We start from the raw sequence: 21,016 nt of genomic DNA on the forward strand, positions 1-21,016 counted from the left end.
AACCAATTTTACCATTAGATGGATTCTCCTTTTATTTTTCGAGGTCTCCCTCGTTTATCTATTCTATTTTACACAATTTTTTACAAAAAAGCTAGTCAAAATCAAGGAAAAAGAGAAGAGCTTCTCAGCCTTCTCTTTATTATATTATCATAATTGTTCTCAACAGAAAATGAAGCAGTCTCTCCTAAATAATTAAAAAACTACTACTCTTCAATTACAAATTTTTTCAATGTTCCAAAGTAGAGTGAACCACCAATAATGGTTAGAATTCCACCTACCCATCCCAAAAGTGGAATCAAACCGACCGCGCCACCTACAATAAGCAAAACAGAAGGTGCATTCGTAACACGTTCATCATCTTTATAATAAACAATAGCAACAATTCCCAATACCAAAACAGCAATTTTAACCAATAACAAAATAATTGAAATCCCTGTCAATGTTCCAAGTGTTACATCTGCGTCTTCAGTCGCTGCAGCAGCTCCAACAGCCATCATAAACATGATGACTGGCGCTAAAAGCAATACAATTCCTGAAATAAGACCAAAAATAGCGTTAACACGAGCAAGTGTATTTGTTTTCATAATAATCTCCTTAAAATTTTTATAGGTATTATTCTATCATAATTTCTCTAAAAATTAAACAGTCTTATAAAATTTTATAATAAATATTGATTTTCAAAAAATAATTTTAAGTTCTATAGTCTCTTTATAATTAGTAGAAATATAAAATTATGAGAAAACTGAATATTAGATTATGTTAACCATCTGCACAGAAAGGCTAGGAAAAATCTCATTTGAGGAAAAAGTCTGGTAAATTGTCCCATGATAAAACGCATACTATCAAGATACTTGAAACTTTTGATAGTATGCGTTTTTATGATTTTAGCGACCTCTCTCAGTCTCTTTCTAATTATTTTTCTTCAAATCCTTCTGCAACTGCGTCCGCAAAGTTTTCTTCGACGATGCTTGCACAGTGGTCACAGATGACTGCATGGTAGCTACGTTCTGCCGTTGTTGGGTCGATACGACGGCAACGGTCACAGACTTCACCTGCAGCACGTTCAACTGTAAAGGCAACATCCTCAAAGCTAACAGCAGCTTCTGGAGCTGGCCCTTCTGCGATAGTCAATTCAGACACAATCAAAAGTTGAGCTACATTGCTGTCCACTGCTCCAAGTAGAGTTTTCACGACTTCATTAGGATAAACAGTCAAGTGGGCTTCAAGGGATTTACCGATTACTTTTGCATTACGAGCTTCTTCCAAGGCTTTTTGAGCTTGTCCGCGGAAGTCCATAAAGGCTGACCAGGTATCCAAGATTTCTTCTTGGTTGGCAAAAGTTTCCGCTTCTGGTAATTCAGACAATTGAACAAAGTCTTCAGCTTCAAACTCAAGATATGACCAGATTTCTTCTGCAGTGTGAGGAAGGATTGGTGTCAAGAGTTTTGTGATTTTGACAAGAATGTCATAGAAGACAGTCTGCATTTGACGGCGTTCGAGTGATTTGGCACCTTCGATGTAAACAACGTCTTTAGCGAAGTCAAGGTAGAAGGCTGACAAGTCAACGTTGATAAAGTTGACCAAGGCCTTGTAGATTGTCAAGAATTCAAAGTCAGCGTAAGCATCACGAATGGTCTTAACAAGCTGGTTAAAGCGAATGGTCATGTACTTGTCAACAGAACGAAGCGCATCGTAAGCCACTGCGTCTTGATCTGGGTTAAAGTCAGAAGTGTTAGCAATCAAGAAACGAAGAGTATTACGGATCTTACGGTAAGTTTCAGAGACTTGGCTCAAGATATCCATAGAGATCCGCACGTCGTTACTTGAGTCAACACTTGTTACCCAGAGGCGCAAGATTTCCGCACCAAATTGTTTTTCAACATCACTTGGAGCAATGGTATTTCCAAGAGATTTAGACATCTTCTCGCCTTTACCGTCAAGGGCAAATCCTTGTGACAAGATTTGTTTGTATGGCGCTACGCCATGGTTGGCAACAGATGTAATGAGGGAAGAGTTGAACCAACCACGGTATTGGTCAGAACCTTCTAGGTAAAGATCTGCTGGGTAAGTCAACTCTGGACGATTTACCACAACCCCATTCCATGAAGAACCTGAGTCAAACCATACGTCCATGATGTCTGTTTCTTTTTTGAACTCGCCATTTGGTGAACCTGGATGCATAAATCCTTCTGGCAAGAGATCCTTTGCATCACGTTCCCACCAGATGATAGAACCGTGTTCCTCAAAGAGTTGAGCCACGTGCTCGATCGTTTCAGCAGTCATGATTGGTGTGCCGTCTTCTGCATAGAAGATAGGAAGTGGAACTCCCCAAGCACGTTGACGAGAGATAACCCAGTCGCCACGGTCACGAATCATGTTGTAAAGGCGCACTTTACCCCATTCTGAATGGAATTTCACTTTTTCAATTTCGTCCAAGATTTCTTGGCGGAATTTAGATACAGAGGCGAACCACTGTGGCACTGCACGCCAGATGATTGGTTTTTTCGTACGCCAGTCAAATGGGTATGAGTGAGAGATTTCTTCTTGCGCAAGGAGTAGATTACCAAGTTTTTCGATAACAGTTGGAACCACCTTGTCATAGAACTGACCTGCAAAGTCAGGACCAGCATTTTCCATCATAATCCCGCGTTCATTGACTGTTACAGCAACTTCAAGACCATTGGCAACACCGACATTGTAGTCGTCCTCACCAAAACCTGGAGCCGTATGGACAATACCAGTACCAGAGTCAGTCGTAACGTGGTCACCAAGGATTACCAACTCATCTACAGCCGTATCCCATGGGTGAGCTGTCACGATATGGTTGAGTTCCTCACCACGGTATGTAGCCAACACTTCCACATCAGCCCAGCCAAATTTTTCAGACAAACTAGTCAACAATTCTGCAGCAACTACAAACTTACGAGCTTCGCCAGCAGGTTGAACGACTACGTAGTCAATATCTGCTCCAACTGTCAAACCACGAGAAGCTGTGATGGTAAATGGAGTTGTTGTCCAGACAACAATATAGGTATCTGTATCTAGAACACCTTTGCCATCTTTTACTTTGTTGGCATAGTAAAGAGATGTGGAAAGCAAGTCATGGTATTCAATCTCCGCTTCAGCAAGGGCAGACTCAGATGACCAAGACCAGTAAACTGGCTTAGCACCACGGTAGATATAGCCTTTTTTAGCCATTTCACCAAAGACACGGATTTGAGCTGCTTCATAATCAGGAGTCAAGGTCACATAAGGGTTTTCCCAGTCACCAGAGACACCCAAACGTTTAAAGTCTTCGCGTTGTTTATCTACTTGGGAAAGAGCGTACTCGCGGCAAAGTTTCAAGTACTCAACCAAGTCCATTTCTTTACGTTTAACGCCTTGTTTTGCCAATACTTGCTCGATTGGCAGACCATGTGTATCCCAACCTGGAATATAAGGCGCATAAAAACCTGACATGGATTTTGAACGAACAATGATATCTTTTGAAATCTTGTTCATGGCGTGTCCAACGTGGATATTTCCGTTCGCGTATGGAGGACCATCATGCAAGGTGAAATGCGGTTTCCCCTGGTTCAATTCTTGACGGCGTTGGTAAAGTTTTGCTTCTTCCCATTCCTTTTGCCAAAGTGGCTCTTTGGTAGGAAGTCCAGCACGCATTGGAAATTCAGTTTTTCCAAGATTTAGGGTATCTTTGAGTTTCATTATATCTCCTTTATTATATAGACAAATTAAAAACCACGAATCGCTAAAAAGGACGAAAATCGTGGTACCACCTTTATTCAGAAAAAGAAAGTTCTTTTTCCCTCAACTCCCGTAACGTGGGGAACGTCAAATCTTACTAACTTCAGACTTGATACACTGAGAGGATAATCTGATAGACAGGGATTACAGGACTCACACCATCTCCCGCTCGCTGGAAATCTATTTATCAAATCGTGTTCTCACATTTGTTTCTTATAATATTGTAACGGATTCTTGTTGCGCGTCATGTCCAGTAGTTGATGGAGAGACTGAAAAATGGTCTGTCACAATTTCTGACTCCTCATGTCGTGGCATAACTGAGTGAGATTGTATCTCTTCTACAACCGTATCAATGTCTAGCTCATGGTTTTCTACTTGATTGTTGATTTGATGAGCTTCAAACTCAGCTAATTCCTTGTTTCCTGCCTCAATCCGTGCTTGTAACTCCGCCATTTCCTCAGGTGAAAATTGACGTGTCATATCAATCGGCTCTTCTTCTGGTTGAGAAGGGACTGCTTCTCCCAAGACCTCACCTACGACTTCTTTGAAAGCTTCATCACTTGTTTGGAGATAGGTAGCTGTCGGACGTAGGATGTCCTCCCAATCTGAAGATTCAACAATTGCCAACTGGCTCTCAATCGTAGATTTGAGACGTTGATGAAATACACGGCTTTTGTTTTTCAATTCCTCTGTCTCAACAGCTACTTTCTTAGCATTATCTGTTGCCTGACGTAGGATTTCATTAGCCTTGTATTTTGCCTCTTCAAGGAGGCGCTGGGCATCTTGCTCAGCCTGTTGAATAATGTTGTTTGAGCGGTCTTGAGCAGCTTGTTTTACACGTTCAGCCGTATCTTGAGCAATCAAAACAGACTGACTCAACGAATCCTTCATCTCATCAAAGTAAGATAAGCGCTCTTCTAAACTTTTAATGTGCCTTTCCATTTCGTGATTATTGCGAACTAAGTCCTCGTAATCACGAACAACAATATCAAGAAATTCATCTACTTCTTCTGGATCAAACCCTCTGAATTTCGTAGAAAAGGTTTTATCTTTAATTTCTAATGATGTAATTGGCATACTTTTCCTCACTTACTTAATAATAATTGGATAGTCAGTTTTATCTTATCCCTTTTAGTTTGCCCATTTTCTTTGACAATCTTCAGACGACCAAACTTTCTCACACTAATCAAATCCCCTACGGCTACTAGATAATCTAATTTTTCAATGGGGTGGTAGTTTACCTGAACAGATTTTTTCTCTATGAGTTGACTAGCCTGCTTTCTGGATAATTTCAAGGCACTTGATAAGAGGGCATCCAAACGAAAACTGGAAATCAAAATCTCTTGTTCTTGATAATTGATCTCAGATATGATTTTATCGGTGAAAGGACATTCCTCCAGCGACACAGGTAGTCTGGCAATCTTTTGTATCCCATCCTGAAACAGAGGGATAAAATCACGATTGACAAAAATCTGTGCTCTCTTTTCATCTACCAAGATATCACCAAAGAGCTTACGATCAATTCCTAGTTGATTGATGATTGTCCCCAAAATCTTTGCATGTGTTAGCTGTTCAAACCTACTTGGATAATGGATCTCTAACAATGCCATTTCAAAATCTGGCAGTGTCGGACTGAAATAGTCTGGATACAGGAGAACACGGACAAATTCTGTATGGATATAGTCACCGCTACTCATACAACCCAGTCCATAAGTACTAGCCAAAATCCTCAATATATGTTCCTGATATGGGGTGACAAAAGCTGTGAGGACAGGGGTATAGGTATCTTCCACCCGCTTGATCCACTCTAATCCCTTATCAATAAAGGGAGCATCATCAAGAGAAAAGTGCTGGTAAATCGCTTTATTTGTCATGATAGTATCAACAAGAAACGAATCAAGCTGTCACCCAAAAAACGGACGATTAGGATTGCTAGCCAAATGGATAAATCCAAACCTCCAAATTGTAAAGGTAAACGGCGAAGTGGATCAACAATCGGTCTAATCAGCTTTTCCAGTAAACGTTCTAGTGAACTGCCGTAAGAACTTGGAAACCAAGAGAGGAGTGCATAGATTAACAAAAGCAGGGAATAGATATTCACTGCATTTTGGATTAGACGAATCAGAAAAATCATCATCTTGCTCTATTTCGTTTAATATCAAAACTAAATTCTGTACTTTGAGAATCATCAGGCAACTTGATATCTTCAATATTCACAACCACATTGACTGGTGTCAACAAATACATTGTACTCGCAACTTTTTTCAGATTACCTGCCAAAACATGACGGGCACCGTCCAGATAGTCTAGACAACGACGAGCCTGAACCTCTGTCATGTACTGGAAGTCAATCAAGATACTTTCATTTCCAGCCAATAAATCCACAATCTCTGTTGCATCCTCATATTTTCTAGGATAACGAACATCAATCGTCACTTTTTCATCTGTACGATGACTTTGCATAGCCAATTCTTGTTGGCGAGCATGTAAGCGAGTGATGTTTGCATCTTTTGAAGTGGTTGATTGAAACTGCGCTGGCAGTTCTTTAGAAGCTGAACTCGATGAAGCAATCATCTGTTCATCCTGAGGTTGATAAGTCGTCGTTGTTTCTTCCCCATCTTCTGTAAAATAATCTATAAATTTATCAAATCTATCTTTTAAAGACATAGATCTCTCCTATTTAAAAAATGCTGTGCCAATTCGAACAAAGGTCGAACCAAATTGAATCGCTTCCTTATAGTCACGACTCATGCCCATGCTCAACTCTGTCATCGGCATATTAGGAATTTGTTTTTCCCTAATTTCTGCTTGCAGTTCCTGAGTTTTCTTGAAAATTTGTTTCAATTCATCAGAATCTGCCTCAAAAGGAGCCATGGTCATCAAACCAACATACTCAATCTGATCTAGCTGAGCCAAGTCTGGCAAAAGTTCTAGTAATTCCTCTTTTGAAAAACCGTGCTTGCTTTCTTCTCCTGAAATATTGACCTGTAGGAAACACTTGATAACATGATCTGTTCTCCTTTGAATCTCCTGTGCCAATTTAAAGGAATCTAAAGCATGAAAGTAATCCACAAAAGGGATTACTTCTCTGACCTTCCGTCTTTGTAGCGTTCCAATCAAATGCCAAGTGACAGGGAATTCTTTTAAAGTCTGATATTTTTCTAAAAATTTATCAACACGATTTTCACCAATATGATGAACACCCAGGGGAAGCAGGGCTTCCGCTGTTTTTACGTCCACATATTTCGTCACTGCAATAATTGAAACAGAAGCTGGATCACGATTGGCTTCTCGGCTAGCTTCAGCGACCTGCTGAAAAACGAACTCTGTATTTTTTTCAAATCCATTGATTAACGATTCTTGAAGAATGGAGGTGTGTCCAACTCATCTTCGTCCTGATAAGTCGGTGCTTCGAAGCGTTCTACAGGTGATACAACTGAATCAGTTTGACGAACGATTGATTCACGACGCAAGTCCCAATCACCAAAAGCAGAAGATTGACTTGTTTCAAAGCGTCGTTGGCTTTGTTTTGGTAATTCTGCTGTATCTTCTAGGTCAAAATGACGATCAAAATTTTGAGGGTGCAGTTGTCTTGAGGCTTCACGACGAGCCGTTTGTTTTACTGAAGAACCAACAACTTTTTCTACACGTTCTTGACGAACACCAGTCGCTACAACTGTTACACGGATTTCATCTTTCATGCTTTCGTCAATAGAGGTTCCAAGCCAAATGTTTACTCCTTGACCAGCTGCTTGGTTGACGATTTCAGAAGCTTCTTCTGCTTCAATCAAGGTCAAATCAAGACCACCAGTAACGTTGACAATGACATCTTCAGCACCGTCAATGGTTGTTTCAAGAAGTGGTGAGTAAATCGCTTTACGAGCCGCTTCAACGACACGCTCTTCCCCACTACCAATACCGATACCCATGAGGGCATTCCCTTTGTTTGCCATAACCGTTTTCACGTCAGCAAAGTCAAGGTTGATCAATCCAGGGTTGGTAATCAAGTCTGTAATCCCTTGAACACCTTGGCGAAGGACGTTATCTGCTTCGCTAAGAGCCTCAAGAAGCGGTGTCTTCTTGTCAACAATTTCAAGCAAATTGTTGTTTGAAATAATCAATAGGGTATCTACATGTTCACGAAGTTCGTTGATTCCTTCTACAGCGTACTGACCACGTTTGCTTCCTTCAAATCCAAAAGGACGTGTCACAACACCTACTGTAAGGGCACCTAAATCTTTAGCAATACGTGCTATCACTGGGGCAGCTCCTGTACCAGATCCACCACCCATACCAGCAGTGATAAAGACCATGTCTGCACCGCTGATCGCTGCTGTCAATGCTTCTTCGCTTTCTTCAGCAGCCTTACGACCAACCTCAGGTCGACCTCCAGCACCCAAACCACGGGTCAATTTTGGTCCGAGTTGGATAACTGTTTCAGCTTTTGTACTGCTTAAGGCTTGTACGTCTGTGTTGGCTGCGATGAATTCTACGCCCGAAACACCTTCGTCGATCATGCGGTTAATAGCATTACCACCGCCTCCACCGACACCAATTACTTTAATAACTGCACCTTGAGCAGCTGCTGTATCAAATGAAAATGTCATAATTTCTTTTCCTCTTTTATTCGTCAAACATGCTTCCGATTAAGCTACGGAAACGGTCTGTTAATTTCGGCTTATCTTGAGAACTTTCTTGGAATTCGTCTCTTGGAGCAAGGCCACTGTCAGGTGTGATTGCAGTTGCTGCAGTAGCTGGTTGCACTGGAGTTGATTGTATAATCGGTGTTACACTTTGATTTGAAACACCAAAATTAATTGGTTTTTGGCGAAGGAATTCATCTCCTCTGACTGCCTTTTGAGCCAGAAGATTCACTTCAGTCAATTTACCCGCAAACTCAGACAAGCTGATCACATGGGCAAATGCAGGGTTGCGAATTCCAACTTGATTTGGTACATAAAGTTTTACTCGAACACCAAATACTTCTTGAGCTAATTCAACAATTCCTGGCAAAATTGCATTTCCACCGATCAGAACGATACCACCTGGTAGATCCAACAAGTGTCTTCTGTCTAACTCCTGTTTAATCTGATCGAAAATATGTTTGATACGTGCTGATATAATTTCTGCCAAGTAACTTTCTGTCACTTCAACGGGCTCTACTTCACCAATGACTTCAACTTGGAAAGTCTCGTTACTTGCTAGTGGAACATAAGCTTCACCATAGTTGAGTTTCAAACTTTCAGCGATTTTTTGGGAAGTCTTTAAGACTTTGGAAATGTCTTTAGTGACATATTCTCCACCTTCTTGGTAAATGTTTGTAAATTGCAATTCTTGATTGCGAATGGTTGCAACTGTAGTCTGTCCACCACCCATATCAATCACTGTCGCGCCAAACTCACGTTCTCCCTCGTTGAGAACTGAATTTACAATCGCTAATGGTGAGATGATGACGTTGTCAACATGGATTCCCACACGCTCCACGGTCTTGCGAAGATTATGAAGGATGGTACGAGGTCCTGTGTAAAGCAAACCACGCATTTCCAAACGCACACCCATCATGCCACGAGGATCACGAATCCCTTGGAAACCATCTACGATGAACTCTTCAGGAATGAAAGTAATCACTTCACGATCAGGTGTCATGCTCTTTGTCAAAGCTGATTTGACAACATTTTCAACATCTTGATCTGTGATTTCTTTGGTATCTGATGTTACAGGAATCATTCCTTGAGTTGGTTCAACCTGCAGGAGGTTTGCTGGAAGGCCGACGTTAACAGACTTAATAGAAATACCAGCTTTCTCTTCTGCCTGCGTAATTGCGGATTTGATTGCTGAAGCAGCTGCTTCAATATCAACGATAATCCCGTCTTTGACACCTTTACTCTTGGCATTGCTAACGCCAATTACATTTACTTCACCATCTCTATGTTCGGCAACCAGCACTTTGATGGAGCTAGTTCCGATATCTAAGCCTGTAAAAAAACCATCTCTAGTCATTACATTGCGTCCTCTCTGTCTTCCAAGTTTCTCACTTCTATTTTCAATAACTGTGGCGAGACACAGCTATTCACAAAATATTATAACACAAAAAATCCAATCGTGCTTAGTTTTTCATAAATTTCCTCTAGGTTTTTTGTAAAAGTCTTTTAAATAATTTTTCTCAGGAGCAATCATTATTTTTATATCCTTACAGCTATATTTTGCATATTTAATCAAAAAAGAGAAGGCCTTTTTAAGCTTTCTCTTGAATCATTTTTTCTGCTCTTTGTTGCAAAAAGACCTCTAGTACTTTTGCAGTCAAACTGATGGCTACTACCAATACACTGGACACGATGATGTAATTTGCTAATGGACCATGATTCCCAACAATTGGTGGTTTCGTTAAAAATCCATAGTCCCCACCTACAACCAAATTGACAACTCCTATCAAGGCATTTAGAGAAAATGTAATCACTGTCACATTTTTCAAATCGAGGAGGGAAGCCTCATAGTTTCTAAACAAGTATAGAAGCGCATTTCCTAAAAGGGCAACATGTCCGATAATGAAGGACAAAATGGTCACGTGTGGAAATGGGTAGGGATCAAAGAGGGGGTAAGCCAGTGCTGCTGTTGCTCCAAAGGTTCCTAAAAGGGCAAAGTATTGTTTGTACTTGGATGTTCCTGGGATCAAGAGCATAACAAACATGGCGATACGGCAATGATAGAAGGGCAAACTTTCTGATAGAGGCATTTGATTCCCCCAATACCAGCTATACAGAACAATCAGTTGAAGAGACTGAAGGATCTGAATAAAGCGCTGGTAAGCCACCTTGTCGCGGTAACGATAAGAAATATAGAAAGTAAGAGCCAATAAACTTAACAAACCAATATACCAGTGGAGTTCAAACTTGGGCGGTTCTGATATCTGTGTGGTAAATAATTTATCCCACAAATTCATATTCTATTCCTCGTTCATCTAGCCGGAGCAGTAGAAAAGTCTCTGCTCGACCTTTTTAATTTTTTTGAAAAACTTGATTCCATGCCATGCTTAGAATGCTTGCGTCTTAAATTCGCAACCTATTATATCATTTGTATTGCAGAAATGCACCTTGCAGATACCCTTTTTTGATTTGTCGACTTCTCTAGCATAACCTAATCAATATATTGCTCTCTTTGTCCTTTATAAACCTGCCAAAGAATCTCCATTTGTTCCTTAGTAATTCGTTTTTCAGACAAGGCTGGCAGTTGGTCAATGGCAAAAAATTGAAGGTCAGCAATTTCTTGATTTTCTTGGAATTGTCCATCGAGAAGCTTACATTCAAAAACAAACTTTGCATATTGTTTGCTCTGTAGTTGGAAACGATTGGTATCAAAAACGGCTAGCAATCTTTCAACTTTAGCTTCAAAGCCAGTCTCCTCTTTAATTTCCTTGAGAATATTTTCTGTTGGAGAATAACCGACTTCACCAAATCCACCTGGCAAAGCCCAACTATCCTCTCCTTTTCCTCTAACTAAACAGACTTTTTCATCCTCAACAATCCAAGCACGGACGTCCATCAGAGGAGTCGCATAAGCGGAAGTTGGTCTCAGGAGCTCTGTTACTTCCTCTTGCTTTAGTTCTGTAGTTTCTCTCAAAATATCAGATAAGATCGCACGCAAGTCCTCGTAGCGCTCACGGTCAAAAGGATTTTTTGTGAAGGTTAATCCAGTATCCGTAATGGCTAGCATTCTTTGAAGATACTTGGCAAAATCATTTGCATTCATTTTCTAAGCTTTCTACCAACTTGGCTAGATTCATGGAGTTAGAGCCTTTGAGCAAGATTTGGTCATTGGCACCAAGGCTTTCCTTGACTTGCTTCATCATAGCCTCAAATTGGTCCTCGTCAGCTGTTTTTTTGAAGTAGTAAACGTGGCCGATTGGGAACATTTGACTAGCTAGCTGGCTTAATTCGGCAATGTCTTCTCCATAGAAAATAACGGTATCCAGCACATCTGGCGATAGGCTCAAAATCATCTGATTATGGAGCTGAACAGACTCGTCACCGAGTTCCTTCATGTCTGCTAGAACAGCAATTTTCTTGCCTCCTTCGTTGGCTGGAATGGCAGAGAAAGTCTCTAAAATCAGCTTCATAGCAGTTGGATTGGCATTGTAAACATCTGACAGGATGTCAGCTCCATTGGCAGCTTTCTTCCACTCAGTACGGTTACGCGTCAATTCAAGATTTTGGAAGGCCTGACGAATTTGCTCCTCTGAAATTCCTTCTTGCAGGGCTACATAAGAAGCTATCATAGCATTGGTGGCATTGTACTTACCAGTCACTGGCAAATCAAGGGTTTGTTCCAAGAAATTAGCCTTAAAGGTCAGACTATCCTTGCGCTCAATCAAGTCTGTGATTTCCAATTCTGCCCCTTGCCCAAAACGGACCACTTTTTTATCTGTAGGCAAGTAGTCCTCTACGATCGGATCAGCTGGTACCAAGAGCAAGGAACCTGGTGCCATACCATCAGCAATTTGCATTTTCCCTTTAGCGATTTCCGAACGGTCTTTGAAAAAGGCCAAATGAGCTTCTCCAACCAAGGTCACAATGGCTGTTTTGGGATGAGCCAATTCAGACAAGAGATGAATATCTCCCAAGTGATCCTGCCCCATCTCCAATACCAACTTTTCTGTCCCCTCAGGCATATGAAGAACCGTGTAGGGGAGGCCAATCTCGTTATTGTAGTTGCCTTGTGTTTTGTAGGTTTTGTAGGTTGTTGACAGTAAATGCGCCAGCATATCCTTGGTCGTTGTCTTGCCATTTGAACCTGTGACCGCAAAGACATCAACTGCCGTTTTTTCAAGATAGTAGGCAGCTAGGGTTTGAAAGGCAGACAACACGTCGTCTACTAGGATGTAGGGATGATTTGCAACCTCTTTCTCAGACAAGGTTACTGCTGCACCATTTTCAAAAGCTGTTTTGATAAAGTCATGACCATCACGCGCACCTTTGAGGGGCACAAACAAATCTCCCGTCCCAATCAAACGACTGTCAAACTCAGCTTTTTCTAACTGAACGTCCGCAAAAAGACTGACATCATTTTTAGCTCCAACAGCTTGGGCGACTTCATGGATTGTTAGTTTCATTTCTACTCCTTTAAAAAGGGTTGAAGTCCGAGAACTCTAATCACCTACAGTGACGATTCTGGCTTCTACCCCTCTCTTCCATCTTTATAGCAAATGCGCTTCGTGCTTGTTAAAGCTCTCCTTAGCAAGGTCAACCAAACGCTCGATTAGGTCTGGGTAGCTGATTCCCATATTGTCCCAAAGTAGTGGGTACATAGACCACTGGGTGAAACCTGGCATGGTATTAAGCTCGTTTAGGAAAATCTCTCCCTTATCTGTATAGAAGAAATCGCAACGAGATAGACCTAGTCCGCCAATCGCACGGAAGGCTGTTTCTGCATTATGACGCATGACAGCTACCACATCATCACTAATCTTGGCTGGGATGTCCATGGTAATCTTGTTATCGATATATTTGGCATCGTAGTCATAAAAGGCAACATCCTTGACCACTTCACCAGGAAGCGTGCTCTTAACATCGTAGTTGCCCAAGAGACCAACCTCGATTTCACGAGCATTCACCCCTTGCTCTACCAAGACACGGCTGTCATATTGGAAGGCGAGTTCCAAGGCTTGACGGAGTTCTTCTTGATTTTCAGACTTAGAAATACCGACACTTGAACCCATGTTTGATGGCTTCGTGAAGACTGGATAAGTCAATTTTTCTTCAACTTCAGCGATTTTAGCAGCCACATCATCACCTTCGACGATGCCCACATAAGGAACTTGAGCGATCCCGACAGATTCTAGGACACGCTTGGTCGTGATTTTGTCCATGGCAAGACTTGATGACAAGATATTGCAGCCAACGTAAGGCATTTTCAAAACTTCAAGGAATCCTTGAACAGAGCCATCTTCTCCCATCGGACCGTGAAGAACTGGAAAGACCACTGCACCTTCTTCGTAGATGGCACTTGGCGCTATTTTCTTGTCCCAATCAATGGTTTCATTGGTCATGAGACGGTCCTCTTGGCCTGGAGTCTGGCTAAATTCTTGCGTTTTGATAAAGTCACCCGACTGGCTGATAAAGAAAGTCTTGACTGTGAAACGGTCGTAGTTGACCGCACGCATGACACTCTCAGCTGAAAGGACAGAGACTTCACGCTCTGCACTACGCCCACCATATAAAAGAATAATTGTTTGTTTCATATTGCTTGTCCTAATTCTAATAGAATACTCGTTCTTTAGTATATCATATTTGCTTCTTTTTTGAAACTTGAACATGGTACTGGTAGTCAAGAAATCTAAAAAGAGACCGATAAAACAACAGTCGGTCTCCTTGGTTTTTAACTATATGAATTGAAGTTCGTAAATTTATCCAAATTTACAACTCTGTCCGATTTTCAATAGCTCGTAAGAGTGTGACCTCATCCGCATACTCGATATCTGCTCCCACAGCTAAACCTCGTGCTAGACGAGTGACCTTGATACCAGCTGGCTTGAGGAGACGAGAGAGATACATAGATGTCGCTTCCCCATCAGCCGTCGCATTGGTCGCCACGATCACCTCTGAAACCTCACTATCCATGAGACGGGTCATGAGACTCTTGAGATTGATATCGTCTGGACTGATACCATTCATAGGGGAAATGAGGCCGTGCAAGACGTGATAGAGTCCGTGGTATTCTTGGATGTTCTCCATAGCAGCCACATCGCGACTATCCTCTAACACCAAGATCATTGTCTGGTCTCGAGTCGGATCTGTACAGATCGAGCAAGGGTCATCATCGGTCAAGCGACCACAGATGGAACAATAGGTCAATTCCCGCTTAGCAGACAGGAGATTTTTGGCAAATTCATTGACATCGTCATCAGACATTCCAATGGTATAGAAGGCTAGGCGGGTAGCCGTTTTGATTCCGATACCTGGTAACTTTGAATAGCTATCAATCAGCTTGGCAATGGGTGTTGGATAAAGCATAGATTCCTTTCTAATTCATTGGATGGTGTCGGTTATAAAGATTGATGATATCGCGTGCAATTGAAGGTCCGACACCGTTTGTCAGGTTGGTGTTATGAGGAAAGACAACTGCAACAGCGATTTGGGGATTGTCTGATGGAGCATAGGCGACTGCGTTAGTGTTATTGGCTTTTTGACCACCATTAACATAGCTTTCGGCTGTACCAGTTTTTCCGCTGATGGACACAGCTGCACCGTTTGAAAAGGCACGACCCGTTGTCAAAGCACTGGTTCCATGCGCTACTTGATAAAATCCTTGTTGTAAAATATCCATATCAGATTCAGAAATATTGATTTTATTCATTTCCTTGCTAGCTGTTTCCTGAACCAAGCTCCCTAGGCCACCTTGATCATTGTTTCCATAAACTCCTTCAACGATATGAGGAGCCAATCGTACACCCTTGTTTGCAATCGTTGCGACATACTGGGCTAGTTGCATGGGGGTGTAGTTATCAAACTGACCAAAGGCATTGTTGATATAGTTAGCTAAATCAAATTCTTTCGGTGAAAAGCCTGTGGATTCATCTGGGAGATCAATCCCTGTAGAAGAGCCTAGACCATATTCACCAAAGGTTGAACGCATTTTCCCCATAGCGGTTTCCAATTGATCCGTTGCAACTGTCATGCCGGGGGTGTAGGTTTGACCCATGATGCCTAGCGCTGTTTGAACCATGTAGGTGTTAGAAGAATATTCCAAGGCTTCAACTGCTGTGATAGGGAAGGAGCCATATGACAGTGTGTACCATGAATTGATTGGAGATGAACCTTGGAAAACGATAGGTTGATCTGTCAATGTTTGATTGCCGGACAAGACGCCATTTTCCCAACCCGAACTAATCGTTGCTGCCTTAACGACAGACCCTGGAACAAAGACATTGGTTACCGTTCCGAGCGAATCTTGGGTCAAGGTTCCTGACTCGACATCATGCTTGATCCCAGACATGGCAAGAACTGCTCCTGTTTTAGGGTCAAGAGCCACAGCATAGACTCCTTCAGAGTATCTGGCACCACCATTACTCAATTCAGAATTGAAGTAACTTTTAAGCAATTCATCCACACCATTCTGGAAAGCTAGGTCAATCGTTAGTTTGATATTGTTTCCTTTGCTTCCTTCCTCGACATTTTCCACACTTTCCATATTTCCATGTTTGTCGAGATGCACTTCTTTGACGGAGCGTTTGCCTTGGAGGACATCTTCATATTGCTTTTCAAGATAAGAAGTTCCCACTCGGTCATTGAGAGAGTAGCCTTTCTTGAGATAAGCGTCAACTTCCTCAGCTGGAAGACCTGACTTTTCACTTGAAACGCTACCGACGATAGACGATAGAGAAGTGTCCAGTACTTTTCGGTCCCATGAGGTTGAAATGCTGATGCCCGGTAATTCCTTGGATGCAGAAGCTACAAGAGCAACTTGAGTATCATCTAAAGCATCTGTTGAAATGGTACCCGTCGCGAAATTTCCAACAGCGTTCAGCTGACTAAACAAATAGATTTCCTTTTTCTGATCATCTGTATAGTTAAGCTGACTCACGTCAATACTTTCAACCGCATTATTGTAGAGAGTCGCTTCAGATAAGCGGTTCCCATCTGAATCGAGACGTTTTTCACTTGGCAAGGACTCAACGGTCTTTTTGTAAACGTCCTGATCAGCCAGATAATAATCCGCAATCTGTCGATCTGTCAGATCTGGTGAGCTTACATTCACATATGTGAGAAGTTTCTTAGCCGTCTCCTTTAACTCTGCAGCCGTCATCTTATTGCTTCTTGTAAAAGATACGACCTGTTTGAGAGTATTTTCCACCAAGGGTTTCCCTGTTGCATCGTAGATCTGCCCACGAGCTGAGCTGGTTGTCACCCTCGTCTGGCTGGCTGAAGCCAATTTTGCTTCATAGAAATCTTTATTCAGCACCTGCATGTATAAGAGTCGACCAATAATGGCCATAAACAGCAGGATAACGATTGCAAATAATAAATTAAGCCGAATCGGAATCGAATGGCTATTAAATTTTCTCATACAACTAAGACTCTTTTCTAGAAAAATTTCCGATTTTCTCATTCATTTCTGCCTAAAATAGTAGAGTGAATAGATGAAGTTCAGTACTTTTCATTGTACCATATTTTACGGAGAAACTCTTGGAAAAGTCGAAGCATTTTTTGACTTTTACTGAAATCTACCTTTTTATTTAGCTAACTCTTTCTTCTATGATATAATATTGATAACGATTACAAAAATTGGTAGTGATTTAGGCCCCGAGCCAAAGGAGTTATGAAAACATGAACAAGGCAGACATCGCAAGCATCATTGACCTTCATTTTGAAAAACTAACAGAGCTGGAACAAGAAATTGCTCACTATTTTTTACAAGCTGAAACGATCCAAGATGATCTTTCTTCTCAGCGGGTGACCCAAAAACTTCACATCTCCCAAGCTGCCCTGACCCGCTTTGCCAAAAAGTGTGGTTTTACAGGTTACCGAGAATTCGTCTTCCAATACCAGCATCAGGCTAGTAAACCGGATACTCATTCGCACAAACACAGTCCTTTGACCAAACGTGTTTTGCGAAGCTACAGTATCATGCGAGAACAAACGCAGGATTTGATTGACGAAGTACAGCTAGAACGAGTCGCTCAGTTAATCGAAGAGGCTGAACGTGTTTACTTTTTTGGAACAGGGAGTTCTGGACTGATTGCCCGTGAGATGAAGCTCCGCTTTACGCGTCTGGGGGTTATCTGTGAAGCTTTAACCGATCGGGATGGCTTTGCTTGGACGACTAGCATCATGGATGAAGATTGTTTAGTATTTGGTTTTTCCCTATCAGGCACTACCCAATCCGTCCTAGATAGTTTACTGGATGCCAAGGACATGGGGGCAAAAACAGTCCTCTTTACCAGTGTCCCCAACAAAAATAGTCAGGTTTATACCGAAACCGTCCTTGTTGCAAGCCATAGTCAGACCCCGTATATCCAGCGTATCTCCGCTCAACTCCCTATGCTCTTTTTGACGGATTTGATTTATGCCTACTTTTTAGAAATCAATCGCGAGAGCAAGGAAAAAATCTTTAACAGCTATTGGGAAAATAAAAAGCTCAACGGCTATCGTAGACAAAAACGCGTTAGAAAATCCTAGTTTGGCTCAACCAAACTAGGATTGTTTTGTTTTAATACTCTTCGAAAATCTCTTCAAACCACGTCAGTTCTATCCACCACCTCAAAACAGTGTTTTGAGCTAACTTCGTCAGTCTTATCTGCAACCTCAAAGCTGTGCTTTGAGCTACCTACGGTTAGCTTCCTACTTTGCTCTTTGATTTTCATTGAGTATAAAATGATAATAGGCTCCCAACATCCCTGCTGTATTTTGGTGATGGGCAAATTCCAATCGTGTTTTTTCAGCTAGGCTTGGTACCAAGGCCGCCTTCAAGGCCGTGCGAATCTTTGGTTTGAGAATAGCCTCTTGCCCCATGATGCCACCACCAAGAATGACCACTTCTGGATTGGCAACGTAGCAAATATTTGCCAGACCTTTTCCAAGGTAATCTACCATGCGGTCAATACCAGCCATGCAAATCTTGTTGCCTTCAGTAGCTTCCTTGAAAATGCGTCGGCCATTCCACTGATCAACTGAGTCACCATGAGCTGTTGCTACATACTCCACCAAGGCTGTCGTAGAAGCAAGATCCTGAAAAGCTCCATCCTGCATATGCATATAACCGACTTCGCAGGCTGAATTGCTAAATCCATGGAAGACTTTTCCATCCATAATCAAGCAGCCACCGATACCGGTTCCAATGGTCAAGCATAGTGTGACACTCGCTCCCTTGCCTGAACCAGATACTGCCTCAGCCAGACCTGCACAGTTGACATCATTTTCAATCTCACAAGGAATCGCAAAACTCGTCTCGATTTCCTTCTTGAACTGGGTTCCTGCATAGTTAGGGATTTGCGGACCAGCGTAGAAAATCTCACCCTTATCAGGATCCACCATTCCTGCAGAAGAAATGGCAACACCTGCTACTGGGCCTTTTTCTAAATAGCTGGCTACGATATCTTTGGTCTTTTGTAAGATATGAGGGCCGCCCTTATGCGCCTCTGTTGGCATTTCATGCGATTCAACAAGCTGGCCTTCTTGGTCAATCAAACCATATTTGATGTTGGTTCCACCGATATCAATTGCAACATAGTGTGTCATAAATACCTCCTTATGGATTAGAGGAAGCGCTCCTTGGTTTCACGAATCAAGGCTGCAGCTGCTTCTACAACTGGACGATCTTCTTCGGTCACTGGTGTCAATGGTGAACGAACTGATCCAATGTTCAAGCCTTCATTGATCTTCAAGACTTCCTTGATGACCCCGTACATATTTCCATGTGCAGAGACGAGTTTGCCAATGATTGCATTGATAGCATACTGCAATTCACGCGCTGTTTCCAAGTCTTTCTCAGCAATCAACTGATTGAGTTTCAAGAAGAGTTCTGGCATCGCACCATAAGTACCACCGATACCAGCTTTAGCACCCATGAGGCGACCACCTAGGAATTGTTCATCTGGACCGTTAAAGACAATGTGGTCTTCTCCACCAAGGCTGACAAAGGTTTGGATATCTTGAACTGGCATAGAAGAGTTTTTAACACCGATAACACGTGGATTCTTCAACATTTCTGTGTAGAGGCTTGGAGTCAAAGCAACACCTGCCAACTGAGGAATGTTGTAGATAACGTAATCTGTGTTTGGAGCTGCAGAACTGATATCGTTCCAGTATTTAGCAACTGAGTATTCTGGCAATCGGAAGTAAATCGGCGGAATCGTTGCAATGGCATCTACACCCAAGCTTTCTGCGTGGCGAGCAAGTTCCATACTGTCTTTGGTATTGTTGCAAGCTACGTGAGCGATGATGGTCAATTTCCCTTTGGCAACTGCCATGACTTCTTCCAAAATCAATTTGCGGTCTGCCACACTTTGGTAGATACATTCACCAGAAGAACCATTGACATAGAGACCTTGAACACCCTTATCAATGAAGTATTGGACCAAGGCACGCGTACGCTCTGGACTGACTTCTCCTTGATCATCATAACATGCGTAGAAGGCTGGAATTACACCTTCGTATTTTTTCAAATCTGACATAGATTTTCTCCTAAGATTTCTTTTTTCTGCTGAGAGCAGTTCTATTTTTTACAAATTTAGTATACACCTTGTGAAAATCGCTTTCAATATCTTGTATATACTTAGATTTTAGTTTCTACTTGTATTTTAGAAACTGTAACGATTGAAAGTAGTTTCAGAAACACCTCATCCTACTGGTATTTGGCGAAGATTTTCTCCATCAATCCTGCTTGGAGAAAGACCAGCAAACCAAAGCCAAAGAGGATAAAGGCTGATCCACCCAAAAGGAGCGTGAAGGCGGATAGATAAAGAATCATCACAATAAGAAAGAGAATGGCTAACATGAGGAAGAACCATGGAAAGTTAAAACTTGCCAAGATAAGCCCTTTTTGCAACACTTCTTTCCATGACAAATCATAGCGCGCAGCAATGGGATAACTAGCCAGCATCATGAGAGTGAGGAAGATGAGAATCCCCAAACAAATAGCCTTGACAATCTGGAAAGGCAAAGCTGTCTGTCCCCAGAAGAGATAGAGGTCTAGAAGGCTTAATGACACAATGCCCAACTCTAGCAAACCTAACTGGAAACCCAGTTTCAGATTTTGCTTGAAAGCTCTTAGATAAGTTCTAAAGACTGGCACCCGTCTGCTTCTCTTAATCTCAAACATGGTTTCATAGAGGCTGATTTTCGCCACTCCAATCGTCACAATGGGTAAACAAGAGACAACAAAAAGAAGATTGACTGTCACGATATCCAAGACCTTCTCACTGAAACGCATGAGAAAATTATCTGTATCAAATGCTGCCTTGATAAGGCTTACTCCTTTTTGTGCCATGTTTGCTCCTCCTGATTCCTTTAATCAATTAAAATTTTAAAGAGATATTTGCGAACTTTTTCTTCCATCCCTGCGTAGCCATTTGGCTGGTGTGGTTCTCCTGGGAAGAAAATCGCAAAATTGTGATGACCCAACAAGAGTGGGTATTTTTCATGACAATGGACAAAACCAATGTCACTCGCTTCGTCGAATGCTACCGCCTCGTCTTTGATACGTGAACCGTAGCTCGAATATTCATGTCCTTCTACCAGCAAATGCAAGTCTGCATAGTTCTTATGGTGCAAATTGATCA

20 protein-coding genes are annotated in these 21,016 nt (G+C 41.9%); 1 reads left to right on the forward strand and 19 read right to left on the reverse strand.

Annotated features, from left to right (window positions below):
* Positions 1-203 precede the first annotated feature (203 nt).
* From SORDD16_RS06245 to pbp2b, 15 genes are all read right to left on the reverse strand, one after another.
* Complete coding sequence (locus tag SORDD16_RS06245) at positions 204-584, reverse strand: hypothetical protein (RefSeq protein ID WP_000856380.1); 381 nt, start codon at positions 582-584, stop codon at positions 204-206.
* Between the two features lie 328 nt (positions 585-912).
* The gene (gene ileS, locus SORDD16_RS06250; RefSeq protein WP_061452759.1) at positions 913-3,705 is read right to left on the reverse strand and encodes an isoleucine--tRNA ligase; all 2,793 of its coding nucleotides are present in this window, start codon (positions 3,703-3,705) and stop codon (positions 913-915) included.
* Between the two features lie 252 nt (positions 3,706-3,957).
* Positions 3,958-4,821 (reverse strand): DivIVA domain-containing protein, encoded by an 864-nt coding sequence (locus SORDD16_RS06260; RefSeq protein WP_061452760.1) that lies wholly within the window; start codon positions 4,819-4,821, stop codon positions 3,958-3,960.
* 8 nt (positions 4,822-4,829) lie between these two features.
* Complete coding sequence (locus SORDD16_RS06265) at positions 4,830-5,618, reverse strand: YlmH family RNA-binding protein (protein WP_061452761.1); 789 nt, start codon at positions 5,616-5,618, stop codon at positions 4,830-4,832.
* Positions 5,615-5,878: a YggT family protein gene (locus tag SORDD16_RS06270; protein WP_061452762.1), complete on the reverse strand. Its 264-nt coding sequence runs from the start codon at positions 5,876-5,878 to the stop codon at positions 5,615-5,617. The genes SORDD16_RS06265 and SORDD16_RS06270 overlap by 4 nt, the downstream gene beginning before the upstream one ends.
* Entirely contained in the window at positions 5,878-6,411 is a 534-nt protein-coding gene (locus tag SORDD16_RS06275; RefSeq protein WP_061452763.1) for a cell division protein SepF, read from the reverse strand. Before SORDD16_RS06275 ends, SORDD16_RS06270 begins: the two co-directional genes overlap by 1 nt.
* A 9-nt stretch (positions 6,412-6,420) precedes the next feature.
* The gene (locus tag SORDD16_RS06280; RefSeq protein ID WP_061452764.1) at positions 6,421-7,095 is read right to left on the reverse strand and encodes a YggS family pyridoxal phosphate-dependent enzyme; all 675 of its coding nucleotides are present in this window, start codon (positions 7,093-7,095) and stop codon (positions 6,421-6,423) included.
* Positions 7,095-8,351 (reverse strand): cell division protein FtsZ, encoded by a 1,257-nt coding sequence (ftsZ, locus tag SORDD16_RS06285; RefSeq protein ID WP_061452765.1) that lies wholly within the window; start codon positions 8,349-8,351, stop codon positions 7,095-7,097. Before ftsZ ends, SORDD16_RS06280 begins: the two co-directional genes overlap by 1 nt.
* Before the next feature lie 16 nt (positions 8,352-8,367).
* Positions 8,368-9,744: a cell division protein FtsA gene (ftsA, locus tag SORDD16_RS06290; protein WP_061452766.1), complete on the reverse strand. Its 1,377-nt coding sequence runs from the start codon at positions 9,742-9,744 to the stop codon at positions 8,368-8,370.
* A gap of 235 nt (positions 9,745-9,979) precedes the next feature.
* The gene (locus SORDD16_RS06295) at positions 9,980-10,684 is read right to left on the reverse strand and encodes a YwaF family protein (RefSeq protein ID WP_061452767.1); all 705 of its coding nucleotides are present in this window, start codon (positions 10,682-10,684) and stop codon (positions 9,980-9,982) included.
* A gap of 194 nt (positions 10,685-10,878) precedes the next feature.
* Entirely contained in the window at positions 10,879-11,490 is a 612-nt protein-coding gene (locus SORDD16_RS06300; protein ID WP_061452768.1) for an NUDIX hydrolase N-terminal domain-containing protein, read from the reverse strand.
* Complete coding sequence (locus SORDD16_RS06305; protein WP_061452769.1) at positions 11,477-12,850, reverse strand: UDP-N-acetylmuramoyl-tripeptide--D-alanyl-D-alanine ligase; 1,374 nt, start codon at positions 12,848-12,850, stop codon at positions 11,477-11,479. The genes SORDD16_RS06300 and SORDD16_RS06305 overlap by 14 nt, the downstream gene beginning before the upstream one ends.
* 84 nt (positions 12,851-12,934) lie before the next feature.
* Positions 12,935-13,978 (reverse strand): D-alanine--D-alanine ligase, encoded by a 1,044-nt coding sequence (locus SORDD16_RS06310; protein WP_061452770.1) that lies wholly within the window; start codon positions 13,976-13,978, stop codon positions 12,935-12,937.
* A 175-nt stretch (positions 13,979-14,153) separates the two neighbouring features.
* Positions 14,154-14,750, reverse strand: a complete 597-nt coding sequence (gene recR, locus SORDD16_RS06315) for a recombination mediator RecR (protein ID WP_061452771.1) — start codon at positions 14,748-14,750, stop codon at positions 14,154-14,156.
* Between the two features lie 10 nt (positions 14,751-14,760).
* Positions 14,761-16,803: a penicillin-binding protein PBP2B gene (pbp2b, locus tag SORDD16_RS06320; RefSeq protein ID WP_061452772.1), complete on the reverse strand. Its 2,043-nt coding sequence runs from the start codon at positions 16,801-16,803 to the stop codon at positions 14,761-14,763.
* 260 nt (positions 16,804-17,063) lie between these two features.
* Between pbp2b and SORDD16_RS06325 the strand changes: the two genes are divergently transcribed.
* The gene (locus SORDD16_RS06325) at positions 17,064-17,915 is read left to right on the forward strand and encodes a MurR/RpiR family transcriptional regulator (protein ID WP_061452773.1); all 852 of its coding nucleotides are present in this window, start codon (positions 17,064-17,066) and stop codon (positions 17,913-17,915) included.
* 162 nt (positions 17,916-18,077) lie between these two features.
* On the opposite strand, the gene SORDD16_RS06335 is transcribed toward SORDD16_RS06325, so the two are convergent.
* The 4 genes from SORDD16_RS06335 to SORDD16_RS06350 form a co-directional block, all read right to left on the reverse strand.
* Positions 18,078-18,974, reverse strand: a complete 897-nt coding sequence (locus SORDD16_RS06335; protein ID WP_061452774.1) for an ROK family protein — start codon at positions 18,972-18,974, stop codon at positions 18,078-18,080.
* A 17-nt stretch (positions 18,975-18,991) separates the two neighbouring features.
* Positions 18,992-19,909, reverse strand: a complete 918-nt coding sequence (locus SORDD16_RS06340) for a dihydrodipicolinate synthase family protein (RefSeq protein ID WP_061452775.1) — start codon at positions 19,907-19,909, stop codon at positions 18,992-18,994.
* Positions 19,910-20,079: 170 nt separating this feature from the next.
* Positions 20,080-20,724, reverse strand: coding sequence for a YesL family protein (locus SORDD16_RS06345; RefSeq protein WP_061452776.1), 645 nt, complete (start codon positions 20,722-20,724; stop codon positions 20,080-20,082).
* Between the two features lie 20 nt (positions 20,725-20,744).
* Positions 20,745-21,016, reverse strand: a 272-nt coding sequence (locus tag SORDD16_RS06350) for a YhcH/YjgK/YiaL family protein (protein ID WP_128973486.1), incomplete at its 5' end; no start/stop codon positions are given.

This window comes from Streptococcus oralis (assembly GCF_001578945.1).
Taxonomy (GTDB): Bacteria; Bacillota; Bacilli; order Lactobacillales; family Streptococcaceae; genus Streptococcus; species Streptococcus oralis_Q.

Bases quoted from the DNA above. Each gene is read 5' to 3' on its own strand.
- recR (WP_061452771.1), bottom strand. From the start codon at position 14,750: ATGCTTTATCCAACACCCATTGCCAAGCTGATTGATAGCTATTCAAAG.
- SORDD16_RS06340 (WP_061452775.1), bottom strand. From the start codon at position 19,909: ATGTCAGATTTGAAAAAATACGAAGGTGTAATTCCAGCCTTCTACGCA.
- SORDD16_RS06260 (WP_061452760.1), bottom strand. From the start codon at position 4,821: ATGCCAATTACATCATTAGAAATTAAAGATAAAACCTTTTCTACGAAA.
- ileS (WP_061452759.1), bottom strand. From the start codon at position 3,705: ATGAAACTCAAAGATACCCTAAATCTTGGAAAAACTGAATTTCCAATG.
- pbp2b (WP_061452772.1), bottom strand. From the start codon at position 16,803: ATGAGAAAATTTAATAGCCATTCGATTCCGATTCGGCTTAATTTATTA.
- SORDD16_RS06245 (WP_000856380.1), bottom strand. From the start codon at position 584: ATGAAAACAAATACACTTGCTCGTGTTAACGCTATTTTTGGTCTTATT.
- SORDD16_RS06295 (WP_061452767.1), bottom strand. From the start codon at position 10,684: ATGAATTTGTGGGATAAATTATTTACCACACAGATATCAGAACCGCCC.
- SORDD16_RS06300 (WP_061452768.1), bottom strand. From the start codon at position 11,490: ATGAATGCAAATGATTTTGCCAAGTATCTTCAAAGAATGCTAGCCATT.
- SORDD16_RS06335 (WP_061452774.1), bottom strand. From the start codon at position 18,974: ATGACACACTATGTTGCAATTGATATCGGTGGAACCAACATCAAATAT.
- ftsA (WP_061452766.1), bottom strand. From the start codon at position 9,744: ATGACTAGAGATGGTTTTTTTACAGGCTTAGATATCGGAACTAGCTCC.
- ftsZ (WP_061452765.1), bottom strand. From the start codon at position 8,351: ATGACATTTTCATTTGATACAGCAGCTGCTCAAGGTGCAGTTATTAAA.
- SORDD16_RS06305 (WP_061452769.1), bottom strand. From the start codon at position 12,850: ATGAAACTAACAATCCATGAAGTCGCCCAAGCTGTTGGAGCTAAAAAT.
- SORDD16_RS06325 (WP_061452773.1), top strand. From the start codon at position 17,064: ATGAACAAGGCAGACATCGCAAGCATCATTGACCTTCATTTTGAAAAA.
- SORDD16_RS06345 (WP_061452776.1), bottom strand. From the start codon at position 20,724: ATGGCACAAAAAGGAGTAAGCCTTATCAAGGCAGCATTTGATACAGAT.
- SORDD16_RS06270 (WP_061452762.1), bottom strand. From the start codon at position 5,878: ATGATTTTTCTGATTCGTCTAATCCAAAATGCAGTGAATATCTATTCC.
- SORDD16_RS06265 (WP_061452761.1), bottom strand. From the start codon at position 5,618: ATGACAAATAAAGCGATTTACCAGCACTTTTCTCTTGATGATGCTCCC.
- SORDD16_RS06275 (WP_061452763.1), bottom strand. From the start codon at position 6,411: ATGTCTTTAAAAGATAGATTTGATAAATTTATAGATTATTTTACAGAA.
- SORDD16_RS06310 (WP_061452770.1), bottom strand. From the start codon at position 13,978: ATGAAACAAACAATTATTCTTTTATATGGTGGGCGTAGTGCAGAGCGT.